The organism is Vogesella sp. LIG4 (assembly GCF_900090205.1).
In the GTDB taxonomy this organism is placed as follows: Bacteria; Pseudomonadota; Gammaproteobacteria; order Burkholderiales; family Chromobacteriaceae; genus Vogesella.
Window position 1 is genome coordinate 2,693,379 of the sequence record NZ_LT607802.1, and the last position, 18,674, is coordinate 2,712,052.

Annotated in this window: 20 protein-coding genes; 8 read left to right on the top strand and 12 right to left on the bottom strand. The window is 66.6% G+C overall.

All coding sequences use genetic code 11. The features are described from left to right. Positions 1 to 21: 21 nt before the first annotated feature. The gene (locus tag PSELUDRAFT_RS12675; RefSeq protein WP_088967182.1) at positions 22 to 1,071 is read right to left on the bottom strand and encodes an AraC family transcriptional regulator; all 1,050 of its coding nucleotides are present in this window, start codon (positions 1,069 to 1,071) and stop codon (positions 22 to 24) included. A gap of 27 nt (positions 1,072 to 1,098) precedes the next feature. Next, positions 1,099 to 2,160 (bottom strand): NAD-dependent epimerase/dehydratase family protein, encoded by a 1,062-nt coding sequence (locus tag PSELUDRAFT_RS12680; RefSeq protein ID WP_088967183.1) that lies wholly within the window; start codon positions 2,158 to 2,160, stop codon positions 1,099 to 1,101. Positions 2,161 to 2,479: 319 nt separating this feature from the next. Here PSELUDRAFT_RS12680 and PSELUDRAFT_RS12685 point away from each other — a divergent pair, with 319 nt between their 5' ends. The 3 genes from PSELUDRAFT_RS12685 to PSELUDRAFT_RS12695 are packed head-to-tail and all read left to right on the top strand — an operon-like array spanning position 2,480 to position 4,780. Continuing rightward, the gene (locus tag PSELUDRAFT_RS12685) at positions 2,480 to 2,749 is read left to right on the top strand and encodes a FeoA family protein (RefSeq protein ID WP_231895211.1); all 270 of its coding nucleotides are present in this window, start codon (positions 2,480 to 2,482) and stop codon (positions 2,747 to 2,749) included. A 9-nt stretch (positions 2,750 to 2,758) separates the two neighbouring features. After that, positions 2,759 to 4,603 carry a ferrous iron transporter B gene (locus PSELUDRAFT_RS12690; protein ID WP_088967185.1) on the top strand — a complete coding sequence of 615 codons (1,845 nt, stop codon included), beginning with the start codon at positions 2,759 to 2,761 and terminating at the stop codon, positions 4,601 to 4,603. 12 nt (positions 4,604 to 4,615) lie between these two features. Then, on the top strand, positions 4,616 to 4,780 hold the full coding sequence (locus PSELUDRAFT_RS12695) for a FeoB-associated Cys-rich membrane protein (RefSeq protein WP_088967186.1): 165 nt from the start codon (positions 4,616 to 4,618) through the stop codon (positions 4,778 to 4,780). 36 nt (positions 4,781 to 4,816) lie between these two features. Here PSELUDRAFT_RS12695 and PSELUDRAFT_RS12700 read toward each other — a convergent pair whose 3' ends face one another. From PSELUDRAFT_RS12700 to PSELUDRAFT_RS19830, 4 genes are all read right to left on the bottom strand, one after another. Next, on the bottom strand, positions 4,817 to 5,410 hold the full coding sequence (locus PSELUDRAFT_RS12700) for a membrane integrity-associated transporter subunit PqiC (protein WP_088967187.1): 594 nt from the start codon (positions 5,408 to 5,410) through the stop codon (positions 4,817 to 4,819). Next, positions 5,407 to 7,053, bottom strand: a complete 1,647-nt coding sequence (locus tag PSELUDRAFT_RS12705; protein ID WP_088967188.1) for an intermembrane transport protein PqiB — start codon at positions 7,051 to 7,053, stop codon at positions 5,407 to 5,409. Before PSELUDRAFT_RS12705 ends, PSELUDRAFT_RS12700 begins: the two co-directional genes overlap by 4 nt. After that, positions 7,046 to 7,534: a paraquat-inducible protein A gene (locus PSELUDRAFT_RS12710; RefSeq protein ID WP_231895212.1), complete on the bottom strand. Its 489-nt coding sequence runs from the start codon at positions 7,532 to 7,534 to the stop codon at positions 7,046 to 7,048. The genes PSELUDRAFT_RS12705 and PSELUDRAFT_RS12710 overlap by 8 nt, the downstream gene beginning before the upstream one ends. A gap of 134 nt (positions 7,535 to 7,668) precedes the next feature. Further along, a complete protein-coding gene (locus tag PSELUDRAFT_RS19830) occupies positions 7,669 to 8,145 on the bottom strand; it encodes a paraquat-inducible protein A (protein ID WP_255374052.1) in 477 nt (158 codons plus the stop codon). A 413-nt stretch (positions 8,146 to 8,558) separates the two neighbouring features. Here PSELUDRAFT_RS19830 and PSELUDRAFT_RS12720 point away from each other — a divergent pair, with 413 nt between their 5' ends. Next, positions 8,559 to 9,404: an undecaprenyl-diphosphate phosphatase gene (locus PSELUDRAFT_RS12720; protein ID WP_088967191.1), complete on the top strand. Its 846-nt coding sequence runs from the start codon at positions 8,559 to 8,561 to the stop codon at positions 9,402 to 9,404. 135 nt (positions 9,405 to 9,539) lie between these two features. Here the strand turns inward: PSELUDRAFT_RS12720 and PSELUDRAFT_RS12725 are convergent, their stop codons facing one another. Next, a complete protein-coding gene (locus PSELUDRAFT_RS12725) occupies positions 9,540 to 10,067 on the bottom strand; it encodes a polyketide cyclase (RefSeq protein ID WP_088967192.1) in 528 nt (175 codons plus the stop codon). A 101-nt stretch (positions 10,068 to 10,168) separates the two neighbouring features. Between PSELUDRAFT_RS12725 and PSELUDRAFT_RS12730 the strand changes: the two genes are divergently transcribed. Beyond that, the gene (locus tag PSELUDRAFT_RS12730) at positions 10,169 to 11,092 is read left to right on the top strand and encodes a LysR family transcriptional regulator (RefSeq protein ID WP_088967193.1); all 924 of its coding nucleotides are present in this window, start codon (positions 10,169 to 10,171) and stop codon (positions 11,090 to 11,092) included. Between the two features lie 9 nt (positions 11,093 to 11,101). Here the strand turns inward: PSELUDRAFT_RS12730 and PSELUDRAFT_RS12735 are convergent, their stop codons facing one another. Next, positions 11,102 to 11,992, bottom strand: coding sequence for a LysR substrate-binding domain-containing protein (locus PSELUDRAFT_RS12735; protein ID WP_088967194.1), 891 nt, complete (start codon positions 11,990 to 11,992; stop codon positions 11,102 to 11,104). Between the two features lie 71 nt (positions 11,993 to 12,063). On the opposite strand from PSELUDRAFT_RS12735, the gene PSELUDRAFT_RS12740 reads away from it, so the two are divergent. Beyond that, positions 12,064 to 12,972 (top strand): MBL fold metallo-hydrolase, encoded by a 909-nt coding sequence (locus PSELUDRAFT_RS12740; RefSeq protein ID WP_231895213.1) that lies wholly within the window; start codon positions 12,064 to 12,066, stop codon positions 12,970 to 12,972. Then, positions 12,966 to 13,664, top strand: a complete 699-nt coding sequence (locus PSELUDRAFT_RS12745) for a DsbA family protein (RefSeq protein WP_088967195.1) — start codon at positions 12,966 to 12,968, stop codon at positions 13,662 to 13,664. The genes PSELUDRAFT_RS12740 and PSELUDRAFT_RS12745 overlap by 7 nt, the downstream gene beginning before the upstream one ends. A gap of 229 nt (positions 13,665 to 13,893) precedes the next feature. Here the strand turns inward: PSELUDRAFT_RS12745 and PSELUDRAFT_RS12750 are convergent, their stop codons facing one another. Beyond that, a complete protein-coding gene (locus PSELUDRAFT_RS12750; protein WP_088967196.1) occupies positions 13,894 to 14,517 on the bottom strand; it encodes a cysteine hydrolase family protein in 624 nt (207 codons plus the stop codon). 115 nt (positions 14,518 to 14,632) lie between these two features. On the opposite strand from PSELUDRAFT_RS12750, the gene PSELUDRAFT_RS12755 reads away from it, so the two are divergent. Next, entirely contained in the window at positions 14,633 to 15,589 is a 957-nt protein-coding gene (locus tag PSELUDRAFT_RS12755) for a helix-turn-helix domain-containing protein (RefSeq protein WP_088967197.1), read from the top strand. Here the strand turns inward: PSELUDRAFT_RS12755 and PSELUDRAFT_RS12760 are convergent, their stop codons facing one another. From PSELUDRAFT_RS12760 to PSELUDRAFT_RS12770, 3 genes are all read right to left on the bottom strand, one after another. Beyond that, complete coding sequence (locus tag PSELUDRAFT_RS12760; protein ID WP_088967198.1) at positions 15,590 to 16,210, bottom strand: hypothetical protein; 621 nt, start codon at positions 16,208 to 16,210, stop codon at positions 15,590 to 15,592. It lies immediately after the preceding gene. Positions 16,211 to 16,276: 66 nt separating this feature from the next. Continuing rightward, positions 16,277 to 17,683, bottom strand: coding sequence for a DHA2 family efflux MFS transporter permease subunit (locus PSELUDRAFT_RS12765; protein WP_231895214.1), 1,407 nt, complete (start codon positions 17,681 to 17,683; stop codon positions 16,277 to 16,279). A 211-nt stretch (positions 17,684 to 17,894) separates the two neighbouring features. Continuing rightward, positions 17,895 to 18,650, bottom strand: coding sequence for an SDR family NAD(P)-dependent oxidoreductase (locus tag PSELUDRAFT_RS12770; protein WP_088967199.1), 756 nt, complete (start codon positions 18,648 to 18,650; stop codon positions 17,895 to 17,897). Positions 18,651 to 18,674: the final 24 nt, after the last annotated feature.

Genomic DNA, 18,674 nt, shown 5'->3' on the forward strand with positions numbered 1-18,674 from the left:
GAAAACAGGGCCGGTAGCGGCTCAGGCAGTAGTCGTTGCGCCCGATGTCGGCCCGTCGGGAAGTCTCGTGCTGCCGGCAGCTACGCCATGGCGGTAGCTGCCGGGCGTCATGCCAGCCCATTCCTTGAAGGCGCGGATGAAGGAATTGGTGTCCTGGAAGCCGAGCAGGAAGGCGATTTCTCCCTGCGGGATGACGGTGCGGCCCAGGTAATGCTGTGCCAGCTGTTGCCGGGTGCCGTTCAGGATATGGCTGAAGCTGGTCGATTCCTCGCTTAGCTGGCGCTGCAAGGTGCGCCGGCTGACTGCCAGCTGCTTTGCCACCGCCTCGATGCCGTACTCGCCGGCCGGCAGGTTCTCCAGCAGTAGTGCCTTGACACGCTCGCTCATGCTGGCGCTGGCGTCCAGTTCCGCCAGGCGCTTGCGCAGGGCGGGCTCGAACACTGCCCACATTGCCTCATTGGCGGTAAGGAAGGGGCGTACGCCGTCCTGGCTGGCAAAGCGGATCTGGACTGCGCTGCCCTGGCGTGGCATCACGCCGAAGAAGTCGGCATAGGCGGCCGGGTCGGGCGGCAACTCCGGCAAGACTATCGCCTGCGGCACCACGCGCTGGCGGGTGCCGAGCCGGGTCAGCTGGGTAAGGAACACCAGTTCGGTCATGGCCAGGCTCTTGGGGATGGCGCCGTCGTTGCCGTAGCAGGCCAGCGTGGCCGTGGTGCCGCTGGGGGCGATATCTACCGTCAGGGTCATCGGCCCGATGAGCTTCTTGAACGTGGCGAGCCGCTGTAGCGCCACGTTGAGATTGGGGCTGCAGAAGCTCGCGAAAATCGGCGGGTCAAATGTCTCGACCGAGATCGCCATGCCGATTTTCAGCGGCAGGGTCAGCACGTCCGTTGCCTGTTCCAGCGCCTGCCACAAACCGAAATACTGGGCAGCGCTGATGCTGGCCTCCTGGCGGGTAAACAGGTCCGCGGGCAGGCCGGCCAGCCGCAGCACATGCTCGGGGTGAAGCCCCATATCGCTAAGCAGCAAGCGCCAGCCGGGGTGCAGCGAAAAGTGCGTGGCACGTTTCATGGTATCTCTTTACCTGCGCAAGGGCGCTCAGGGTTGGGGAAGCTGCCGGCTGTCGATCAGCTGCTGGAACATGTCCTGAGCCGATGCCGCCAGCGGGCGGTACTGCATCTTGAGTTCGCGGATGCTCTTGCCATTGTCCGCCTGCCACGCGTAGCCGACATTGCGGGCCACAAATTTGCGCGTGGTGCTTTTGTCGGCCAGTGGCGCCACCAGCCAGACCAGCCACTTGGGCAGGATGCGGCGTGGAATGGGGTAGGCCTGGTATGTCGGCAGCAGGGTGCGGGCCATCGCGGGCAGCGAAGTATTGTGCCCGGAGATGATGTAGCGCCCCTTTGCCTCTGGCAGGTAGGCGGCCCGCAGATGGGCCTCGGCCAGGTCGCGCACATCCACGGCGCCGAGGCCGATGTCGGGAACGCCTGCTTTCATCCTGCCGTTGCCCAGCTGCTGCATCAGCTTGAAGCTCTCCGAGGTGGCGTGCGGGTTGATGCCTGGGCCAATCACCAGGCTGGGGTTGATGACGACCAGGCCCCAGCGCGACTGCCTGGCAGCGATTTCCCATGCCTCCCGCTCCGCGACGGTCTTGGAGTAGGAGTAAGGCACATGCTCGAGCGACGACGAGCTGTTCCAGATGTCTTCGGTCAGGATCTGGCCCGGCGCGTTCCAGACATCCGCATTGTCACCATAGATCGCCGCGCAGCTGCTGGTGAGCACCACGCGCCGCACCGATGCGGTATTGCAGGCCGTTTCCAGCACGTTGCGCGTGCCCAGCCGTGCCGGGTCTACCAGCTCCTTTTGCGGGTCGCGCACATCGAGCGTGAACGGGGAGGCGGTATGAAACACGATGCTGCAGCCGGCCATGGCTTGCGCATAGGAGCCAGGTTCGAGCAAGTCGGCCCGGAAGAAGCGGATGCTGCCTGGCGAGTTGGCTGCCAGCGCCTGCAGGTGGGCGATCTTGCCGGCATCCCCGGGGTGGCGCACCGGTGCGTGCACGGTGACACCCGCTTCCAGCAGGCGTTTGACGATCCAGCCGGCAACGTAGCCGGTGGCGCCCGTCACCATGACGGGCCGGGTGTGGTCGATATTGAGCATGGTGCTGTCTCCGCTGTGTGCCGTGTGCTATGGGCCAGGCAGCAAGCTGTTGCTTGCCGCGCAATGAAGACATTGTCGGTAGAGCCGGGCCGGCAGGCACTAGCGCATCGTGCCAAGCAATATGCAAATCGCGCCATTGCTGTTTGGCCCACCTTGCCGCACCACGTTGTAGCTACTGCGGCCAACCCTGGCCGGCGGCGGAATGCGATTTCCTTGCGCTGGATCAGGTGGCGGCGGTGTACACCGTCTGGAGCGGGTTGGTACGATAACAATAATTAATCTTGTTTCTAATGGCCTTGTACCGCATGAGGATTCTGCCGTGAGTCACCGTCATACTCCGCTGCATCAGCTGCCCAAGGGCAGCCGCGCCACCATTGTGGATATCGCCAGCCATGCGCACTTTGGCGCGCTGGATGCGCAGGTGACCCAGCGCCTGAAGGAGCTGGGTTTTCTGCCCGGCGCGGTGCTGCAGGTGATCGGCTTCGGCCTGTTCGGCAGCGACCCGGTGGCGGTGCGTATCAACGGTACCAAGTTCGGCCTGCGCCGCGCCGAGGCCGCCAAGATCCTTACCGCCCTGCACCCGGCCTGATCCGACTCCATGTCTCATTCCCTTTTGCGCTTTGCCCTGGTGGGTAACCCCAACTGCGGCAAGACCGCGCTGTTCAACTGCCTTACCGGTGCCAAGGCCAAGGTGGCCAACTACGCCGGTGTCACCGTGGAAAAACGCAGCGGCCCGCTGGCCGGGGTTGGCCGCAACGCCGAGCTGATCGACCTGCCCGGCACCTACAGCCTGTACGTGGCCTCGCCGGACGAGCAGGTGGCGCGCCGCGTGATCCTGGGGGAAATGGCCGGCGAAGCCAGCCCGGACGTGCTGGTGGCGGTGATCGATGCCACCAATATCAAGCTGGGGCTGCGCCTGGTGCTGGAGTTGCAGGCGCTGGGCCTGCCCATGGTGCTTGCGCTGAACCTGGCCGATGCGGCGCGCAGCCGCGGTATCCGCATCGATACCGCGCTGCTGGCGCAGCGGCTGGGCATGCCGGTGGTGGAAACGGTGGCGGTGCGCAAGGATGGCGCTGCCGAGCTGCGGCAAACGTTGGCCGCAGTGGCCGCCCGTGCCAAGCCGCGCAGCGGCACGCTGCAGCTGCCGGATCGCGCCGAGGCGGTGGAAGCCGTCTACGCGCGCATCGACAGCCTGCTGGCCGAGTGCGTCTCGGCGCCTGCCGAGGCGCCGCGCTGGCAGGACAAGCTGGATGCGCTGGTGATGCACCCGGTGCTGGGGCTGGTGATTCTGGCGGTGACGCTGCTGCTGATGTTCCAGGCGGTGTTCGCCTGGGCCAAGCCGGTGATGGACGGCATCAGCGCCGGCATGGACTGGCTGGGCGCCACGGTGGGTGGCCTGCTGCCGGCCGGCATCCTGCACGACTTCGTGGTGGATGGCCTGATTGCCGGCCTGGGTGGTGTGCTGGTGTTCCTGCCGCAGATCATCATCCTGTTCGCCTTCATCCTGGCGCTGGAAGATTCCGGCTACCTGCCGCGCGCCGCCTTTCTGCTCGACCGCGTGATGCGCGGCGTGGGGCTGTCCGGCCGCTCGTTCATTCCCATGCTGTCCAGCTTCGCCTGCGCGGTGCCCGGCATCATGTCCACCCGCAGCATTGCCGACCCGCGCGAGCGGCTGATCACCATCATGACCGCGCCGCTGATGACCTGCTCGGCGCGGCTGCCGGTGTACGCGCTGGTGATCGGCGCCTTTGTGCCGGCCCGCACGGTATGGGGCGTATTCAATCTGCAAGGGCTGACGCTGTTCGCGCTGTACCTGGCCGGCATTGCCAGCGCCGCGCTGGTGGCCTGGAGCATGCGCCGGAAGCAGGCGGCCACCGATGCCTTTCCGCTGCTGCTGGAGCTACCCAACTACCGCTGGCCGAACGGCTATCACTTTCTGCTGGGGCTGAAGGAGCGGGCGTGGATCTTCCTGCACCGCGTCGGCACCGTGATCCTGGCGCTGTCCATCGTGCTGTGGTTCCTGGCTACCTTTCCGCATCCGCCGGCCGGGGGCACGCTGCCGGCCATCGAGTACAGCTTTGCCGGCATGCTGGGCAAGTTCATGCAGCCGCTGTTTGCGCCGCTGGGCTTCAACTGGCAGATGTGCATCGCGCTGATCCCGGCCATGGCCGCGCGCGAGGTGGCGGTAAGTACCCTGGCTACCGTGTACGCGGTGGGCGGCGAGGCGGCACTGGGCGGTGCGCTGGCGCACAGCTGGGGCCTGCCGGTGGCGCTGGCCTACCTGGCGTGGTTCGTGTACGCACCGCAGTGCCTGTCCACCATCTCGGTGGTGCGGCGCGAAACCAACTCGGCACGCAGCACGCTGCTGTTCGTGCTCTATCTGTTCGTGCTGGCCTATGCCGGCGCCTTTGCGGTGCGCCAGCTGGCCATGGCGTGGTGGTAATCGGGAGTCGTCATGAGCAATGACATGCTGCAGCACATCATCGTGGGCCTGATCGTGGCTGCCGCGGCCGGCTATCTGCTGCGCCGCTACCTGCCGCGTCGTGGCGGCAAGGGCCGCAAGGGCGGCAACAGTGCCTGCGGTTCGTGTGGTGGGTGCAAGGGCGGCGGCTGCCACTAGGCTGCTTCAAGCGCCGCGCCCTATGCCGATGCGGCCCTAGCGCGGGCGCAGCCGGATCTGCTCTCCGAAATTTGCCACCAGATAGCGGGCAAATTTAGCGACCAGCCGCTCCTGGGCTTGTACGACATCCGCCACCTGCATGCCTGTAGTGCTTTCCCGGTCGCGGAATACGCCACTCTGCAATGGCTGCTGCTGCCCCCTGGCGAGCAGGCTCCAGCCTACTTCGAGTTCCGCCCCCTGGCCTACAAGCAGGCGGAACACCCGCACGTCCAGCACGAGCGAGAAATCGGCTTGCGCCAGGCCCGGCTGCGGCCAGGCATAGACGGTTCCCACACCCGACTGGCGCGAGAAATCCAGCGCCACCGCCTGCGAGAACAAGCGTGGCAGGCTGGCTACCCAGCGCTGCTGTTCGGCCAGGGTCAGGCGGCCATCCGCCTGCTCCAGCACCAGCTGCGGGTGATCCACGCCTGCCGGCAAGGTTACCGGGCCTACCAGCAGGCTGGCGCCGGCGACAAGGTTGGCCGCAGCAGGCGCAACGGCGGCCAGGTCATGAAAGCTTGCCGGCGCGGAGGCGCAGCCCGTGAGTATCAAGGCGGACAGGGCAAGCAGAGTGGTGACGCTGCGCTTCATGGGGCATCTCCCGGCTTGCCGCGGATCAGTGCTTCGGGGTGGCGGTCGAGATAGTCGGCCAGCGCGCGGAAGCTGCGCGCGGCTTCGCTGACTTCCTGCGCGGCGTTGCGCACATCCTGCTGCAATGGTGAATTGGCCTGCAGCGTCTGCTGGGTGGCGTCCAGTGCCTTTTGCAGCTGCTCCAGAGTCTGCGTGGCCTGCGGCAGCACTTTCGTATCGACGTTGTTCAGCAACTGGCGGGTGGTGGCCAGCATGTCGCGCAATTCGTGGACGGACTGGTCCACGCCGCTGCCGATGGAGTCCAGCGGTATCTTGTCCAGTTTGCGGGCGATGCGCTGCATGATCGCCTGCAGCTCTTCCAGATCACCGGGGATGGTGGGCATCACGTCCATATTCTGTTCGCGTCCCAGTTGCACGGACTTGGCGTCGCGGAAGAAATCCAGCGCCACGAACAGCTGGCCCGTGATCAGGCTGCCGGAACGCAGTTGCGCACGCAGGCCGTTGGCCACCATCTGCTTGAGCGACAGTTGCTCCTGCAGGCTGCGGTTCTTGTCGAGATTGCGCGACAGGGCCAGCAGCCGGCTGGGGAAGATGCGCACATCCACCAGCATGTTGAAGTCCTTGCGCGCCTTGTCGTACTCCATGCCGATGGCGGTGACTTCGCCGATGATGATGCCGCGGAAGTCCACCGGCGCACCCACCACCAGGCCGCGTACCGATTGCTGGAACTTGAGGCGTATCGGATAGGCCTCATGGTCTGTCGTGCGCATCGCGGCCTCGTGGGTTGCCGCCAGGCCGAATACCGACCCTGCCGCCGCCGGCGGCAGGGTTTCAGTGGACGATGGCGACTCGAAGGCGATGCCGCCCAGTGCAATGGCGGTCAGGGACTGGGTGTTTACCTTCAGCCCGTTGGCCGAAACGGAGAGATCCACACCGCTGGCGTGCCAGAAACGGCTGTCCGGCACCACAAAGCGGTCGTACGGCGCATTGATGAATACCGTGAGGTTCACGTTCTGCCCGCTCTTGTCCAGTTCATAGGCCACCACTTGCCCCACTGGTACCCGGCGGTAGTACACCGGCGAGCTGATATCCAGCGAGCCGAGGTCGGCAGACTTCAGGATGAACTGCTTGCCCGGCAGGCCGCCGGTAATGATGGGGGGCACTTCCAGGCCGGTAAACTGCTGGCCGGCCTTGGCGCTCTGGCCTGCGTCCATGCCGATATAGGCGCCGGACAGCAGCGTGCCGAGCCCGGACACGCTGCCACCCGCGATACGCGGGCGTACGATCCAGAAGCGGCTGTCGCTGGTAAGGTAGGGCTCGGCTGCCTTGCTCATCTGCACCGTGGCGACAATGTTCTTGCGATCCTCGCTCACTTTTACCGCGGTCACTTCGCCAATATCCACATCCTTGTACTTGACGCGCGTCTTGCCCGCTTCCAGCCCCTCGGCGTTGCGGAAGGTGATGGTGATGGCGGGCCCGCGCGACAGGATGGCGTGCACGGCCAGGTAGCCTCCGATCAGCGCGGCCACCACCGGAATCAGCCACACCAGCGACGGCGACCAGCGCTGCCGTGTTACCAGCAGCGCCTGCGGCAGCTCCGGCGGCACGGGTTCTTGCGGCGCATCGTCACGTTTGTCAGTCATTCTTTTCCTCTATCGGGTCCCAGATGAGCCTGGGGTCGAAGCACATGGCGGACAGCATGGTGAGCACCACCACGGCGCCGAAAGCCATGGCGCCCGGGCCGGCCTTGATGCTGGCCAGCGACTGCAGCTGCACCAGCGACACCAGCAGCGCTACCACATAGATATCCAGCATTGACCACGGGCCGATGATTTCCAGCAGCCGGTACAGCCGCGTGCGTTGCCGGGGCGCCCAGTTCGAGCGGCACTGCACGGTGATCAGCAACAGCAACATGGCCAGAATCTTGAGCAGCGGCACCAGCACGCTGGCGGTGAACACCACCAGCGCCAACGGCCAGGAACCGCTTTGCCATAGAAATACCACACCGCTCATGATGGTGTCGTTCTGCGTGCCGGACAGCATGGCGGTTTCCATGATCGGCAGCAGGTTGGCCGGCAGATAGCAGATAACCGCCGCCAGCAAAAAGGCCCAGGCGTATTCCACGCTGCGTTTCTTGCGCGGCCGCACTTCAGCCCCGCAGCGCGGGCACAGCGCCGCTTCGTCCCGGCTCGCGTTCGTCCCTTGGCACAACAGGCCGCAAGCGTGGCAATGCCAGCAGCCATGCGCGGCGGCGGAGTTCAGCGGATAGTGCGACATGTTTCGTAGCGCTCCCACAGCATGGCGGCGTCAAAACGGCTGGCACTGGTGGCCAGCAATACGATCAGGGCGAAAAACGACCACAGCCCGATGCCGGGGTGTACCTGTGCCAGATGTGCCAGCTTCACCAGCGATACCAGCACACCCAGCATGAACACCTCTACCATGCCCCAGGGGTGTAGCAGCCGGATCAGCCGCATCGCACGCGGAAAGCCGCGTGGCGCGTGGCCCAGTGTCAGTGGCAGCAACAAGTAGAGCAGGGCCAGCAACTCGATGCCTGGCAACAGCACGCCGGTGAACAGCACCAGCATGGCCACCGGCAGCATGTCCTGATGCATCAGCTGTATGGCCGTACCCAGCAGCGTGGTGGCGGTGCGAATGCCGCCGGCCTCCAGCCCCACCACCGGAAACACATTGGCCAGCAGGAAGACGAAGATGCCGGTCAACACCAGTGCCAACGAGGTTTGGGGCTGATAGCCCGGCGCACGGTGCAGCAACCCGCCACAGCGGCAGCAGAGCACGTTTTGTGCTGCGCCGGGCGGCGCCAGCTGCAAGAGGTCGCACTCGGGGCAGGCGAGCTTGATATGGCGGGCTGTTGGGGTGCTATCGCTCATCATCTGCGAAAGATTGTCATCAAGATGCTTAATTATCCGACTTAAAACCACCACCCAGCGATGTAATTGCGCGTGAACCCGGTAGCACTGTGCCCGGCTGCCGTGGCATCGGCAGCCGGCAGCGGTATGCCTGGCCAGCAGGGGCTGGCCGGCAGCCATGCGAAGCGGTGATAATGCAGCCCGAATCAGCCTGGCCGGGTGTAGCGGCTGTGCCGGCCAACCCAATTACCTTCATGCCAACTTCGGGATCTCTCTACATGGACTTTTTCAACATTCTCATCCTGGCGATAGTGCAGGGCGCGGCGGAGCTGCTGCCGGTTTCCAGCTCGGCGCATGTCATCGTGGCCGAAAAGCTGATGGGGCTCGACCCGACCTCGCCGGAAATGACGATGCTGCTGGTGATGCTGCACACCGGCACCATGTTCGCCGTGATCGTGTACTTCTGGCAGGCCTGGCGCGACACCTACTTCTCCTCGGGCCATGCTTTTCGCAGCAATGCCCGGCTGATCGTGGTGGCGACCGCCGCTACCGGGGTGGTGGGCCTGCTGCTGCTGAAGCTGATCAAGCACCTGGTTGCCGGCAACGACCCCGGCTTTGAAATCGAGCACCTGTTTGCCAATGCCAAGCTGATGGCCGCGGCGCTGGCTGCCGCCGGCGTGCTGATCATCGCCTCGTCGCGGCTGCCGGAACGCGCCAATGGTGCGCTGAACCTGCGCACCGCGGCCTGGGTGGGGGCGGTGCAGGGGCTGTGCCTGCCGTTCCGTGGCTTCTCCCGCTCCGGCGCCACCATCTCCACCGCGCTGGCGCTGGGTAGCAGCCGCCGTCGGGCGGAAGAATTCAGCTTCGCCCTGGCGGTGGTGCTGACTCCGGCGGTCATCGTCAAGGAGGCGTTCCGCCTGTACCAGTCGCATGCGCTGACGGTGGCCAAGAACGGCACCAGCCTGCTGCAGCTGGTAGGCCCCAGCCTTGTCGGCATGCTGTTGAGCTTTGTTGCCGGCCTGCTCGCGCTGCGCTGGCTGTCCCGCTGGCTGGAGCAGGGCCGCTGGCACTTCTTCGGCGCCTACTGCCTGGTGGCTGCCGTGGTGGTACTGCTGGTCGGCTAAGCCGCAGTGCTGAATACGGGTCTGCCAAGGCCCACGACAAGGCCCTTGCGCATGGCGCAAGGGCCTTGTTCGTTAATGCCGCCAGCGGCGGCCGTGCCGGCCCGCAGACGTTGGCCGCAAGCCGGTGGTGCGGGCTCAGCCGCGGGCGGCCTGCGCCTGCGCCCGGCGCGCCGCTGCCACCAGGCCATCCAGCCAGTCCTGGTGGCCGTTGATCATCGGGTTGGGCCTGGCCTGTGCCAGCGCCTGTGCCGGTTTGCCCTGCTGTGTCTCCTGGGTAAGGATGCGCACCCGGCCGGCGGACAGGTCTTCGATCAGCCAGGCGTGGTGCACGTCCAGGCGGTCTTGCGGCGTGCTGCCCGCCCAGCCATGCCAGGCGATGCGCGCGGCTTGACCGGCTGTTGGCGGTACATGCTCCACCACCTGCGCTTCCACCGGAAAGCCGAAGGTTTCAAAGTAGAAGCGCACGCCCTGGGCCAGCGCCGGGCCTAGGTGGTCGTACAGCCGCGGGTTGGCCGAATTGGCGTAGTAGCCGGGCCACAGCCCCGGGGTGTTCAGCCATGGCCAGATATCGTTTGTGCCGAGCCCGGCAACGATGATCTCGTTGGAGCAGAAATTGTCGCTGAAGCCCGGTACATAGCCTGCTGGCCAGATGATGTCGCTCATGCTGATTCCTGTATTTGTTGGCGGATGGGCGGCACTGTACCGGTCAGCAAAAAATCAATAAATCGCGCTAATATCAATTTATTTGTTACCTGAAAGAACAAATGGCGCACAGCAGCAATGCCACCCGCCTGGGCAGCATCGAACTGTTCTGCAAGGCGGCCGAGCTGGGCAGCTTCACTGCCGCGGCCGAGGCGATGGGGCTGACACCGGCGGCGGTCAGCCGCTCGATCCGACGCATGGAAGAGCGCCTGGGGGTGCGGCTGTTTGCCCGCACCACGCGCAGCGTGCGCCTGACCAGCGAGGGCGAGCTGTACTGGCAGGAGTGTCGCCAGGCACTGGGGCAAATCGCCGAGGCGGAGCGGGCACTGGGCGGCCGCCAGCAAGTGCCCAGCGGCGTGCTGCGCATCAGCGCGGGCACGCTGTACGCCAACTACCGGCTGCTGCCGCTGCTGGGCGAATTTACCGCCGCCTACCCGCAGGTAGCGCTGGAGCTGAGCCTGTCCAACCGCGTGGTGGATATCGTGGACGAGGGCTACGACCTGGCAATACGCATCGGCACGCCACAGGATTCGCGCCTGGTGGCGCACAAGCTGGAAGACGCCTCGCTGGGGGTGTTCGCCACGCCGGCCTACCTCGCGCGGCGCGGCACCCCGCAGACCCTGGCCGACCTGGCAGCGCACGACTGCCTGCAGTTCGTGGTGCCCGGCAGCGGTCGCGGCATGCCGTGGCTGTTCCGTGATGCGGACGGCCGCGAGCTGGAATTGCTGCCGGACAGCCCGCACCGGGTGCGCGACGACCCCCACGGTTGCATCAGCTGGGGCATGGCGGGCGGCGGGCTGTTCCAGAGCTACCACTTCATTGCCGCACCGGCGCTGGCGCGCGGCGAACTGGTGGAGGTGCTGCCGGCCTACGCCGGCCGCTCGCGGCAGTTCTCGGTGATCTACCCGCAGCAGCGCCATCTGTCGGCGCGGGTGCGCGCCTTCGTTGACTTCATGCTGGCGCGGCTGCGCACGCCGCCGCGCTGAGCCGGGGCCTTACCAGCGCTGCTGCGCAAACCGCGCCACCAGGAAGTCCAGCAGCGCCCGCACCGCCGGCGACAGGTGGCGGCGCGACGGATACAGCGCGTAGATGCTCATCTGCGGCGGCTGCCAGTCCGGCAGTACCGGTAGCAGCCGGCCATCCTGCAGCAGGGCGCTGGCAAGGTAAGTGGGTTGCAGGCTGATGCCGCCGCCGGCCAGCGCCGCGTGCAGCAGCACGGTGGCGTCGTTGGCGGTGAGGCGGGTGGCCACGCTCACCGTCGCCCGTTCCTCACCGCGCTGGAACTGCCAGCTGCTGCGGCCAACGTTGCTGTGGCCCAGGCAGCGGTGGCCGGCCAGCTCCGCCGGGGCGTGCGGTGTGCCTGCCTGCGCCAGGTAGGCGGGGCTGGCCACCAGCACCGAGTCGCACAGCGCCAGCGGGCGGGCGATCAGCGCCGGGTCCGGCTCGCTGCTGATGCGTATCGCCAGGTCGATGCGCGCCTCCACCAGGTTGAGGGTGGCATCGCCCACGTTCAGGTCCAGCTTCAGCTGCGGGTGCAGCGCCAGGAAGTCCGCCAGCGCCGCCGCCAGGTGGGCGTGGCCGAAGGACATGCTGCTGGTGAGCCGCAGCTGGCCGCGCAGGCCGCCGCCGGCCGGCGCCACTTCGTCTTCCACCTCCGCCACCAGCGCCAGCATCTGCAGGCAGCGGCGCAGCGCCTGCTCGCCGGCATCGGTCAGCGTGACGCTGCGGGTCGTGCGCTGCAGCAGCCGCGCACCCAGCCATTGTTCCATCTCGGCCACGTAGCGCGTCACCATGGCGCGCGACATCTGCAGCCGCTCGGCGCTGGCGCTGAAGCTGCCGCTGGCGGCCACGTCGGCGAATACCCGCATGGCGGTGACTCTGTCCATGTTATCTGCTCGATTTGTGCAACAAATATGCGCAGTTTATCCGGTTTATCTGGCCGGATCGGGAAATTATAGTGACGTCCATCAAGCACGCGGCCAGGCCGCAGAAAGGACACATCATGATTCGCCACAGCATCGTCGCTGCCTCCCTCGCCCTGGCCTTTGGCGCTGCCCACGCCGCGCAGCCGCTGCAACTGCAGGTATACAACGCCGGGGAGGGCAGCTTTCACGCCAACGCCGTGGTGGTGAGCGGCGAACACGAAGCAATGGTGATCGACAGCGGCTTCACCCGCGCCGATGCCTACCGCATTGCGGCCAGGGTGCTGGACAGCGGCAAGACGCTGAAGACCATCCTGATCAGCAATGCCGACCCGGATTACTACTTTGGCGCCGAGGTGCTCAAGCAGCTGTTCCCGCAGGCCGAGGTGGTGGCCAGCCCGGCGGTGGCCGGCGCCATCCGCACCCGGCTGGCAGGCAAGCTGGCGTTCTGGGGGCCGAAGATGGGCGCCAATGCGCCGCAGCAGCCCATCGTGCCCACTGCCTTGAGCACGGATAGCCTGAGCGTGGACGGCGAGAAGATCGAGCTGCGCGGCACCCGCGGCGTGCTGGCGAGTCGACCCTATGTGTGGATTCCGTCGCTGCACGCCATTGCCGGCAACGTGGCGCTGTTCAGCGGCCTGCACGTATGGACCGCCGACACCCGGCAGCCGGCCGAGCGCCAGGCCTGGCTGGCGCAGCTGGACGAGATGGCGGCGCTCAAGCCCGCCATCGTGGTGCCGGGCCACATGGCCGCCGGCAGCGCGCTGGACGCCAGCGCCATCAGCTACACCCGCAACTATCTGCAGCGTTTTGACAGCGAAGCGGGCAAGGCCAACAATGCCGCCGAACTGATTGCCGCCATGCAGCGCGCCTACCCGCAGGCCGGCATGGGGCTGGCGCTGGATATCGGCGCCAAGGTGAATAAAGGTGAAATGAAATGGTAAAGGCCTCCCTGCATTACTACTACGACCCGCTGTGCGGCTGGTGCTACGGTGCCGCGCCGCTGCTGGCCGCCGCCAGCCAGGTGCCGGGCCTGCAACTGGTATTGCACGCCGGGGCGATGATGAGCGGCCCCAACCGCCAGCCGGTAAGCGCCCAGCTGCGCCAGTACGTGATGACGCACGATCAGCGCATCCACCAGCTTACCGGCCAGCCGTTTGGCGATGACTATTTCCATGGTCTGCTGCTGGATAACAGCGCGGTGTTCGACAGCACGCCGCCGACGCTGGCGATCCTGGCGGCCGAGGCGCTGGGGATGGACGGGCTGACCATGCTGCATCGCCTGCAGCAGGCGCATTACGTGGAAGGGCAGCGCATCGCCGAGCCGGCGGTGCTGCAGCAGCTGGCGCAGGAACTGGGGCTGGACGGCGCGGCCTTCGCTGCCGAATACCAGCACCAGCAGGGCGAGTTCGCCGCACACGTTGGCCGCAGCCACCGCGACATGGCCGCGCATGGCCTGCGCGGCTTCCCCTCGCTGCTGCTGGAGCTGAACGGCCGCCTGCAGCGGGTGGAACTGTCGCCGTACCTGGGCAAGCCGGAGGCGTTTGCCGGTTATCTGCAAGGCTTGCTGGCGGGTGCCGCCGGTATGGCAGAGGCCGATGCGCCGTTCTGCACGCCGGATGGTTGCGAGGGTTGAAGCAACAGTTCATGCCCGTGTTGATGTGGTAGGCAGTCTGGCGCGGGTATGGCCTGCCACCTCCGGGCTACCGTGTGAATTGTAGGGTGGGCAAAGGCCATGGGCCGTGCCCACCGGCAGGATGTTATTGGTGGGCACGCTGTGCTTTGCCCACCCTACGGTAGCCATCGTTTCGCATGAAAAAACCGCCAGCCTGGCGGTTTTTTTTGCGGCCAACGTGCGCTGCGGCTTACTGCGCCACCGCCAGCAAATGCGAGTCCAGCACGTCCTCGCTGGCGGCCACTGGCTGGCCGGCCTGTACCGCGGCGATCCAGTCGTCGGTACTGGCCACCGCGGCAAAGCCGGTCTGCATCACCACGGTGAATACGCGGTGGATCTCCTCGGCGCTGGCGCTGCCGGCGCGGTTGCGGTAGGGCAGCGAGCCGCTGGCATCATGCAGCAGCTCCACCTGCCAGCCGTCGTGGCTGGCGTGCAGCACGGTGGCGGCATCGCAGTTGTGGGTCATGTAGCCGACGATGCTCAGCGTGTCGATGTCACGCGCACGCAGCCAGTCGGCCAGATCGGTGCCGGTAAAGCAGCTGGCTTCCTGCTTGCTGATCAGGTGGTCGTGCGGGCGCCCGGCGATGCTGGGGTGCAGCGCGGCGCCGTGGCTGCCTTCGGCAAAGATCGGCGTGCCGGGCGGGGCGATGTGCTGCACCACCACCACCGGGATGCCGGCGGCGTTGGCCGCATCCATGGCGCGGCCAACGTTGGGCAGGGTGATGGCCGGGTCCGGGTAGCTGATGCCCAGCTTGCCGGTGAAGTATTCGTTCTGTACATCGATGACGATCAGCGCGCGGCGCGGTGTGTTCATGGCGGTTTCCTGTGTCGGGTGGCGATGACGGCAGTGTGCCGGCGCGGCAGGTGGCTCACGAGTGGCCCGTATGACAATTTGCGTTAAGATCGGGCCATCGTAGAGGAGGCTGGCTATGTCCGAGATTCGTGTTGCCGTGGTGGCGTTCGACCAGATCAGCCCGTTCCACCTGTCGGTGCCCTGCGTGGTGTTCGGCGAGAACCAGCTGCAGGCGCCGGCCTACCGGCTGCAGGTGTGCGCCGCCGAGCCGGGAGCGCTGAGCACTTCCGCCGACTTTGGCCTGACGCTGGCGGCCGGGCTGGAGGTGCTGCAGCAGGCCGAGGTGGTGATCGTGCCCAGCTGGCGCGATCACGAGGAGACGGCGCCGGCGCCACTGCTGGCCGCCTTGCGCGCGGCATACCAGCGCGGGGCACGCATTGTCGGGTTGTGTCTGGGCGCCTATGTGCTGGCGCAGGCCGGGCTGCTGGATGGCCGCCGCGCCACCACGCACTGGGCCTATGCCGACGATTTCGCCCGCCGCTTTCCGCAGGTAGAGGTGGATGCCGCCGTGCTGTATCTGGACGATGGCCCGCTGCTGACCTCGGCCGGCACCGCCGCCGGGCTGGATTGCTGCCTGCACCTGTTGCGCCAGCTCAGCGGCGCCGAGGCGGCCAACAGCGTGGCGCGGCAGCTGGTGACGCCGCCGCATCGCCAGGGTGGCCAGGCGCAGTACATCGAGCAGCCGCTGCCGGCCAGCGTGCGCGACGAGCGGCTGTCCGGCCTGCTGGACTGGGTGCGCGGCCACCTGCATCAGGCGCACAGCCTGGACAGCCTGGCCGAACGCGCGCTGATGAGCCGGCGCACCTTCACCCGACACTTCCGCCAGCTTACCGGCGGCACGGTGCAGGGCTGGCTGCTGGCCGAGCGCCTGGCGCTGACCCAGCGGCTGCTGGAAACCAGCGCGCTGCCGGTGGAGCACATCGCGCAGCAGGCCGGCTTCGGCTCGCCGGCCTCGCTGCGGCTGCATTTTCGCAAGGCCTTCGGCGTGGCGCCCAGCGAGTGGCGGCAGACCTTCCAGGGGGCGCGCGATTGATCAGGCCGGCAGCGCAATTGCCTCGCCGTTGAGACTGAATGCCATGCCCTGCGGCCCGAAGCGCATCTGCGTGTCGGTATGCAGGCTGGCCTGCAGCGCACGGTAGTACTCGAACACCGCCATGCGCTCGCTGTCGCTGCGCGCCGCGTACCACGCCCTGGTGTAGGCAACGCCGGCTTCCAGGCTGGGGATCTGGCTGGCCAGCGCGTTGACGTTGTGGATGGCCAGCGACAGCTTGTCGTCGCCGTTGATCAGCTTTTCGATGGCGGCGGCGTCCGGGCGGTCGCCGCGTACCGTGATGTAGCCGGTGTTGGGGTCGCTTTCCACCAGCTCGAACGCCGGGCTGGCGCTGATGCCGGCCGCGGCCAGTTTTTGCTGCAGCCGCGTCTGCACATCGGCAGCCATGCGGCCAACGTTTTCACGCGTGGGCAGCATCAGCGCCTGTTCCTGCTCGGTGAGCGGCCTGTTGCCGCCGCTGGCGGCTGGGGTAACGGTATTGGCCGGCGTGCTGCTGGCACTGGCCGTGGCGGCAAAGCTGCCGCCGTTGCCGGTAGTTTTTGCCTGCGCGCTGCCGCCCAGGGCGGGGCTGGCCGGCGTAATCTGGCTGCCGATCTGCATCATGCTGTCCTTCCCGGTGGTGAAGGCGACTGATTACGCAAATGGCATGCCAGCGTTGTGGCAGGTGCTTCAGCCCTCGTTGGCCGCAGGGCGCGCCAGGGCGGCACCGGCATGCGGGTGCAGGCGGCGGAACTGCAGTGCCGACAGCATGGCCAGCACGCCCATGATCACGAAGGACCAGGAAAAATCGCTGACCTGCAGCGTGGCATGTGCCTGTATGCGGGCAATGCCCTGCAGCGCAAAGGCTGCCACGGTCACCCCCAGGCCGGAGGCCAGCTGCATCGCCACGCTGGACAGGGTGGAGGCATGGCTCATGCCGCCGTGGTTGATGTCGGCGAAGGCAATGGCGTTCAGGCTGGTGAACTGCAGCGAGCGCATGCAGCCGCCCAGCAGGAAGGTGGCCAGCATCAGCCAGTGCGGGCTGTGCGCATCGAACAAGCCGTAGCCGGCGAAGGACAGGCCGCACAGCAGGCTGTTCACCAGCAGCACCTGGCGGAAGCCGAAGCGCTGCAGCACGTGGCCGACAATGGTCTTCATGAACATGGCGCCCAGCGCGGTGGAGCAGGTGAGCAGGCCGGACTGGAACGGTGTCAGCCCGAAGCCCAGCTGCAGCATCAGCGGCAACAGGAAGGGCGTGGAGCCCATGCCGACGCGGAACAGGAAGCCGCCGATCAGGCTGGCGTGAAAGGTGGGAATGCGCAGCAGCGACAGGTCCAGCAGCGGGTGCGGGTGGCGGCGCGCATGCCAGGGGTAGACGGCCAGCAGCAGGCCGCCGGTAATGGCCAGCACGCTGGACCAGCCTACCGACAGCATATGCTTGCCTTCGGTAGCCAGCCCCAGCATGGCCAGCGACAGCCCCAGCCCGGTGAGCGCAAAACCCATCCAGTCCAGCGGCGGCACCTTGTCGTCACGCAGGTTTTCGATATAGCGCCCGGCCAGCACCAGCCCCAGGAGGCCGATGGGCAGGTTGATCAGGAAAATCCAGCGCCAGTGGAAATAGGTGCTGATGAAGCCACCCAGCGGCGGCCCCACCACCGGGCCCAGCAAGGCCGGAATGGTGAGATAGCTCATCGCCCGCACCAGCTCTTCTTTCGCCGTGGTGCGCAGGATCACCAGCTTGCCCACCGGCACCATCATCGCGCCGCCGATACCCTGCAGGAAACGCGCCAGCACGAAGCCTTCCAGGCTGTGGCTGAACGCGCACAGCAGCGAGCCGGCGCTGAACACCACGATGGCGGCGCGGAACACCCGCCGCGCACCGAAGCGGTCGGCCATCCAGCCGCTGACCGGAATGAACACCGCCAGGCTTACCAGGTAGGAAGTCAGCGCCAGTTTGAGGGCAATCGGGTCCACCCCCAGGTCGACGGCAATGGCCGGCAGCGAGGTGGCAATCACGGTGGCGTCCATGTTTTCCATGAACAGGGCGGTAGCGATGATCAGCGGCGTGAGCATGCTGCGGGACAGGCGGAACGGCATGGTGGGCACTTGCGGACAGTCAGGTTGGCAATTTAACAGATATTTAGATTTCTGATTGTCACGCGAGGTAATAGTTTCCCGGCCAAATGTACAGGTGGGTAAATATTCCCATGCACGCGGCGCGCAGCGGGAACAGGGCGGCGGCACAGCGTTGCCGGCGCCACCATCAGCCTCAAAGGTTGGCCGCAAGCCTGCGGCCAACCTTTGCGCCTTACAGCATCATGCCGCCGGATACCTCGATGCGCTGTGCGTTCACCCAGCGGTTGTCGTCCGACAGCAGCGCGGTGATGGCGCCGCCGATGTCGTCCGCCTCACCGACGCGGCCCAGCGCGGTCTGGCTGGCCACGAAGCGGTTCACCTCCGGGTTGTCGCGCACCGTACCGCCGCCAAAATCGGTGGCGATGGCGCCGGGGGCGATGGTGTTGACGGCAATGCCGCGCGGCCCCAGCTCCTTGGCCAGGTAGCGGGTCAGCACCTCCACCGCGCCCTTCATCGCCGCGTAGGCGGCATAGCCCGGCAGCGCGAAGCGGGCCAGGCCGCTGGACAGGTTGACTATGCGCCCGCCGTCGGCCAGCAGCGGCAGCAGCGCCTGGGTGAGGAAGAACATGCCCTTGAAGTGGGTGTTCAGCAGCAGGTCGAACTGCGCCTCGCTGGTGTCGGCAAAGGCGGCGTGCACGCCCATGCCGGCGTTGTTCACCAGGAAGTCGAAGCTGTCGCGCTGCCAGTGCTCGCGCAGTGCTGCGCGCACGGCGTCGGCAAAGCCGGCATGGCTGGCCACCTGGCCCACGTCCAGCTGCAGCGCCAGCGCCTTGCCGCCCAGTGCTTCGATGGCGGCGATGACTTCGTCGGCGGCGGCGCGGTTGCTGTGGTAGGTGAAGATGATGTCGGTGTTGCGGGCGGCCAGTTTCAGTGCGGTGTTGCGGCCCAGGCCGCGGCTGGCGCCGGTGATGATGGCGATCTTGCGCATGATGAGTCTCCTGCTGGCGGTAAG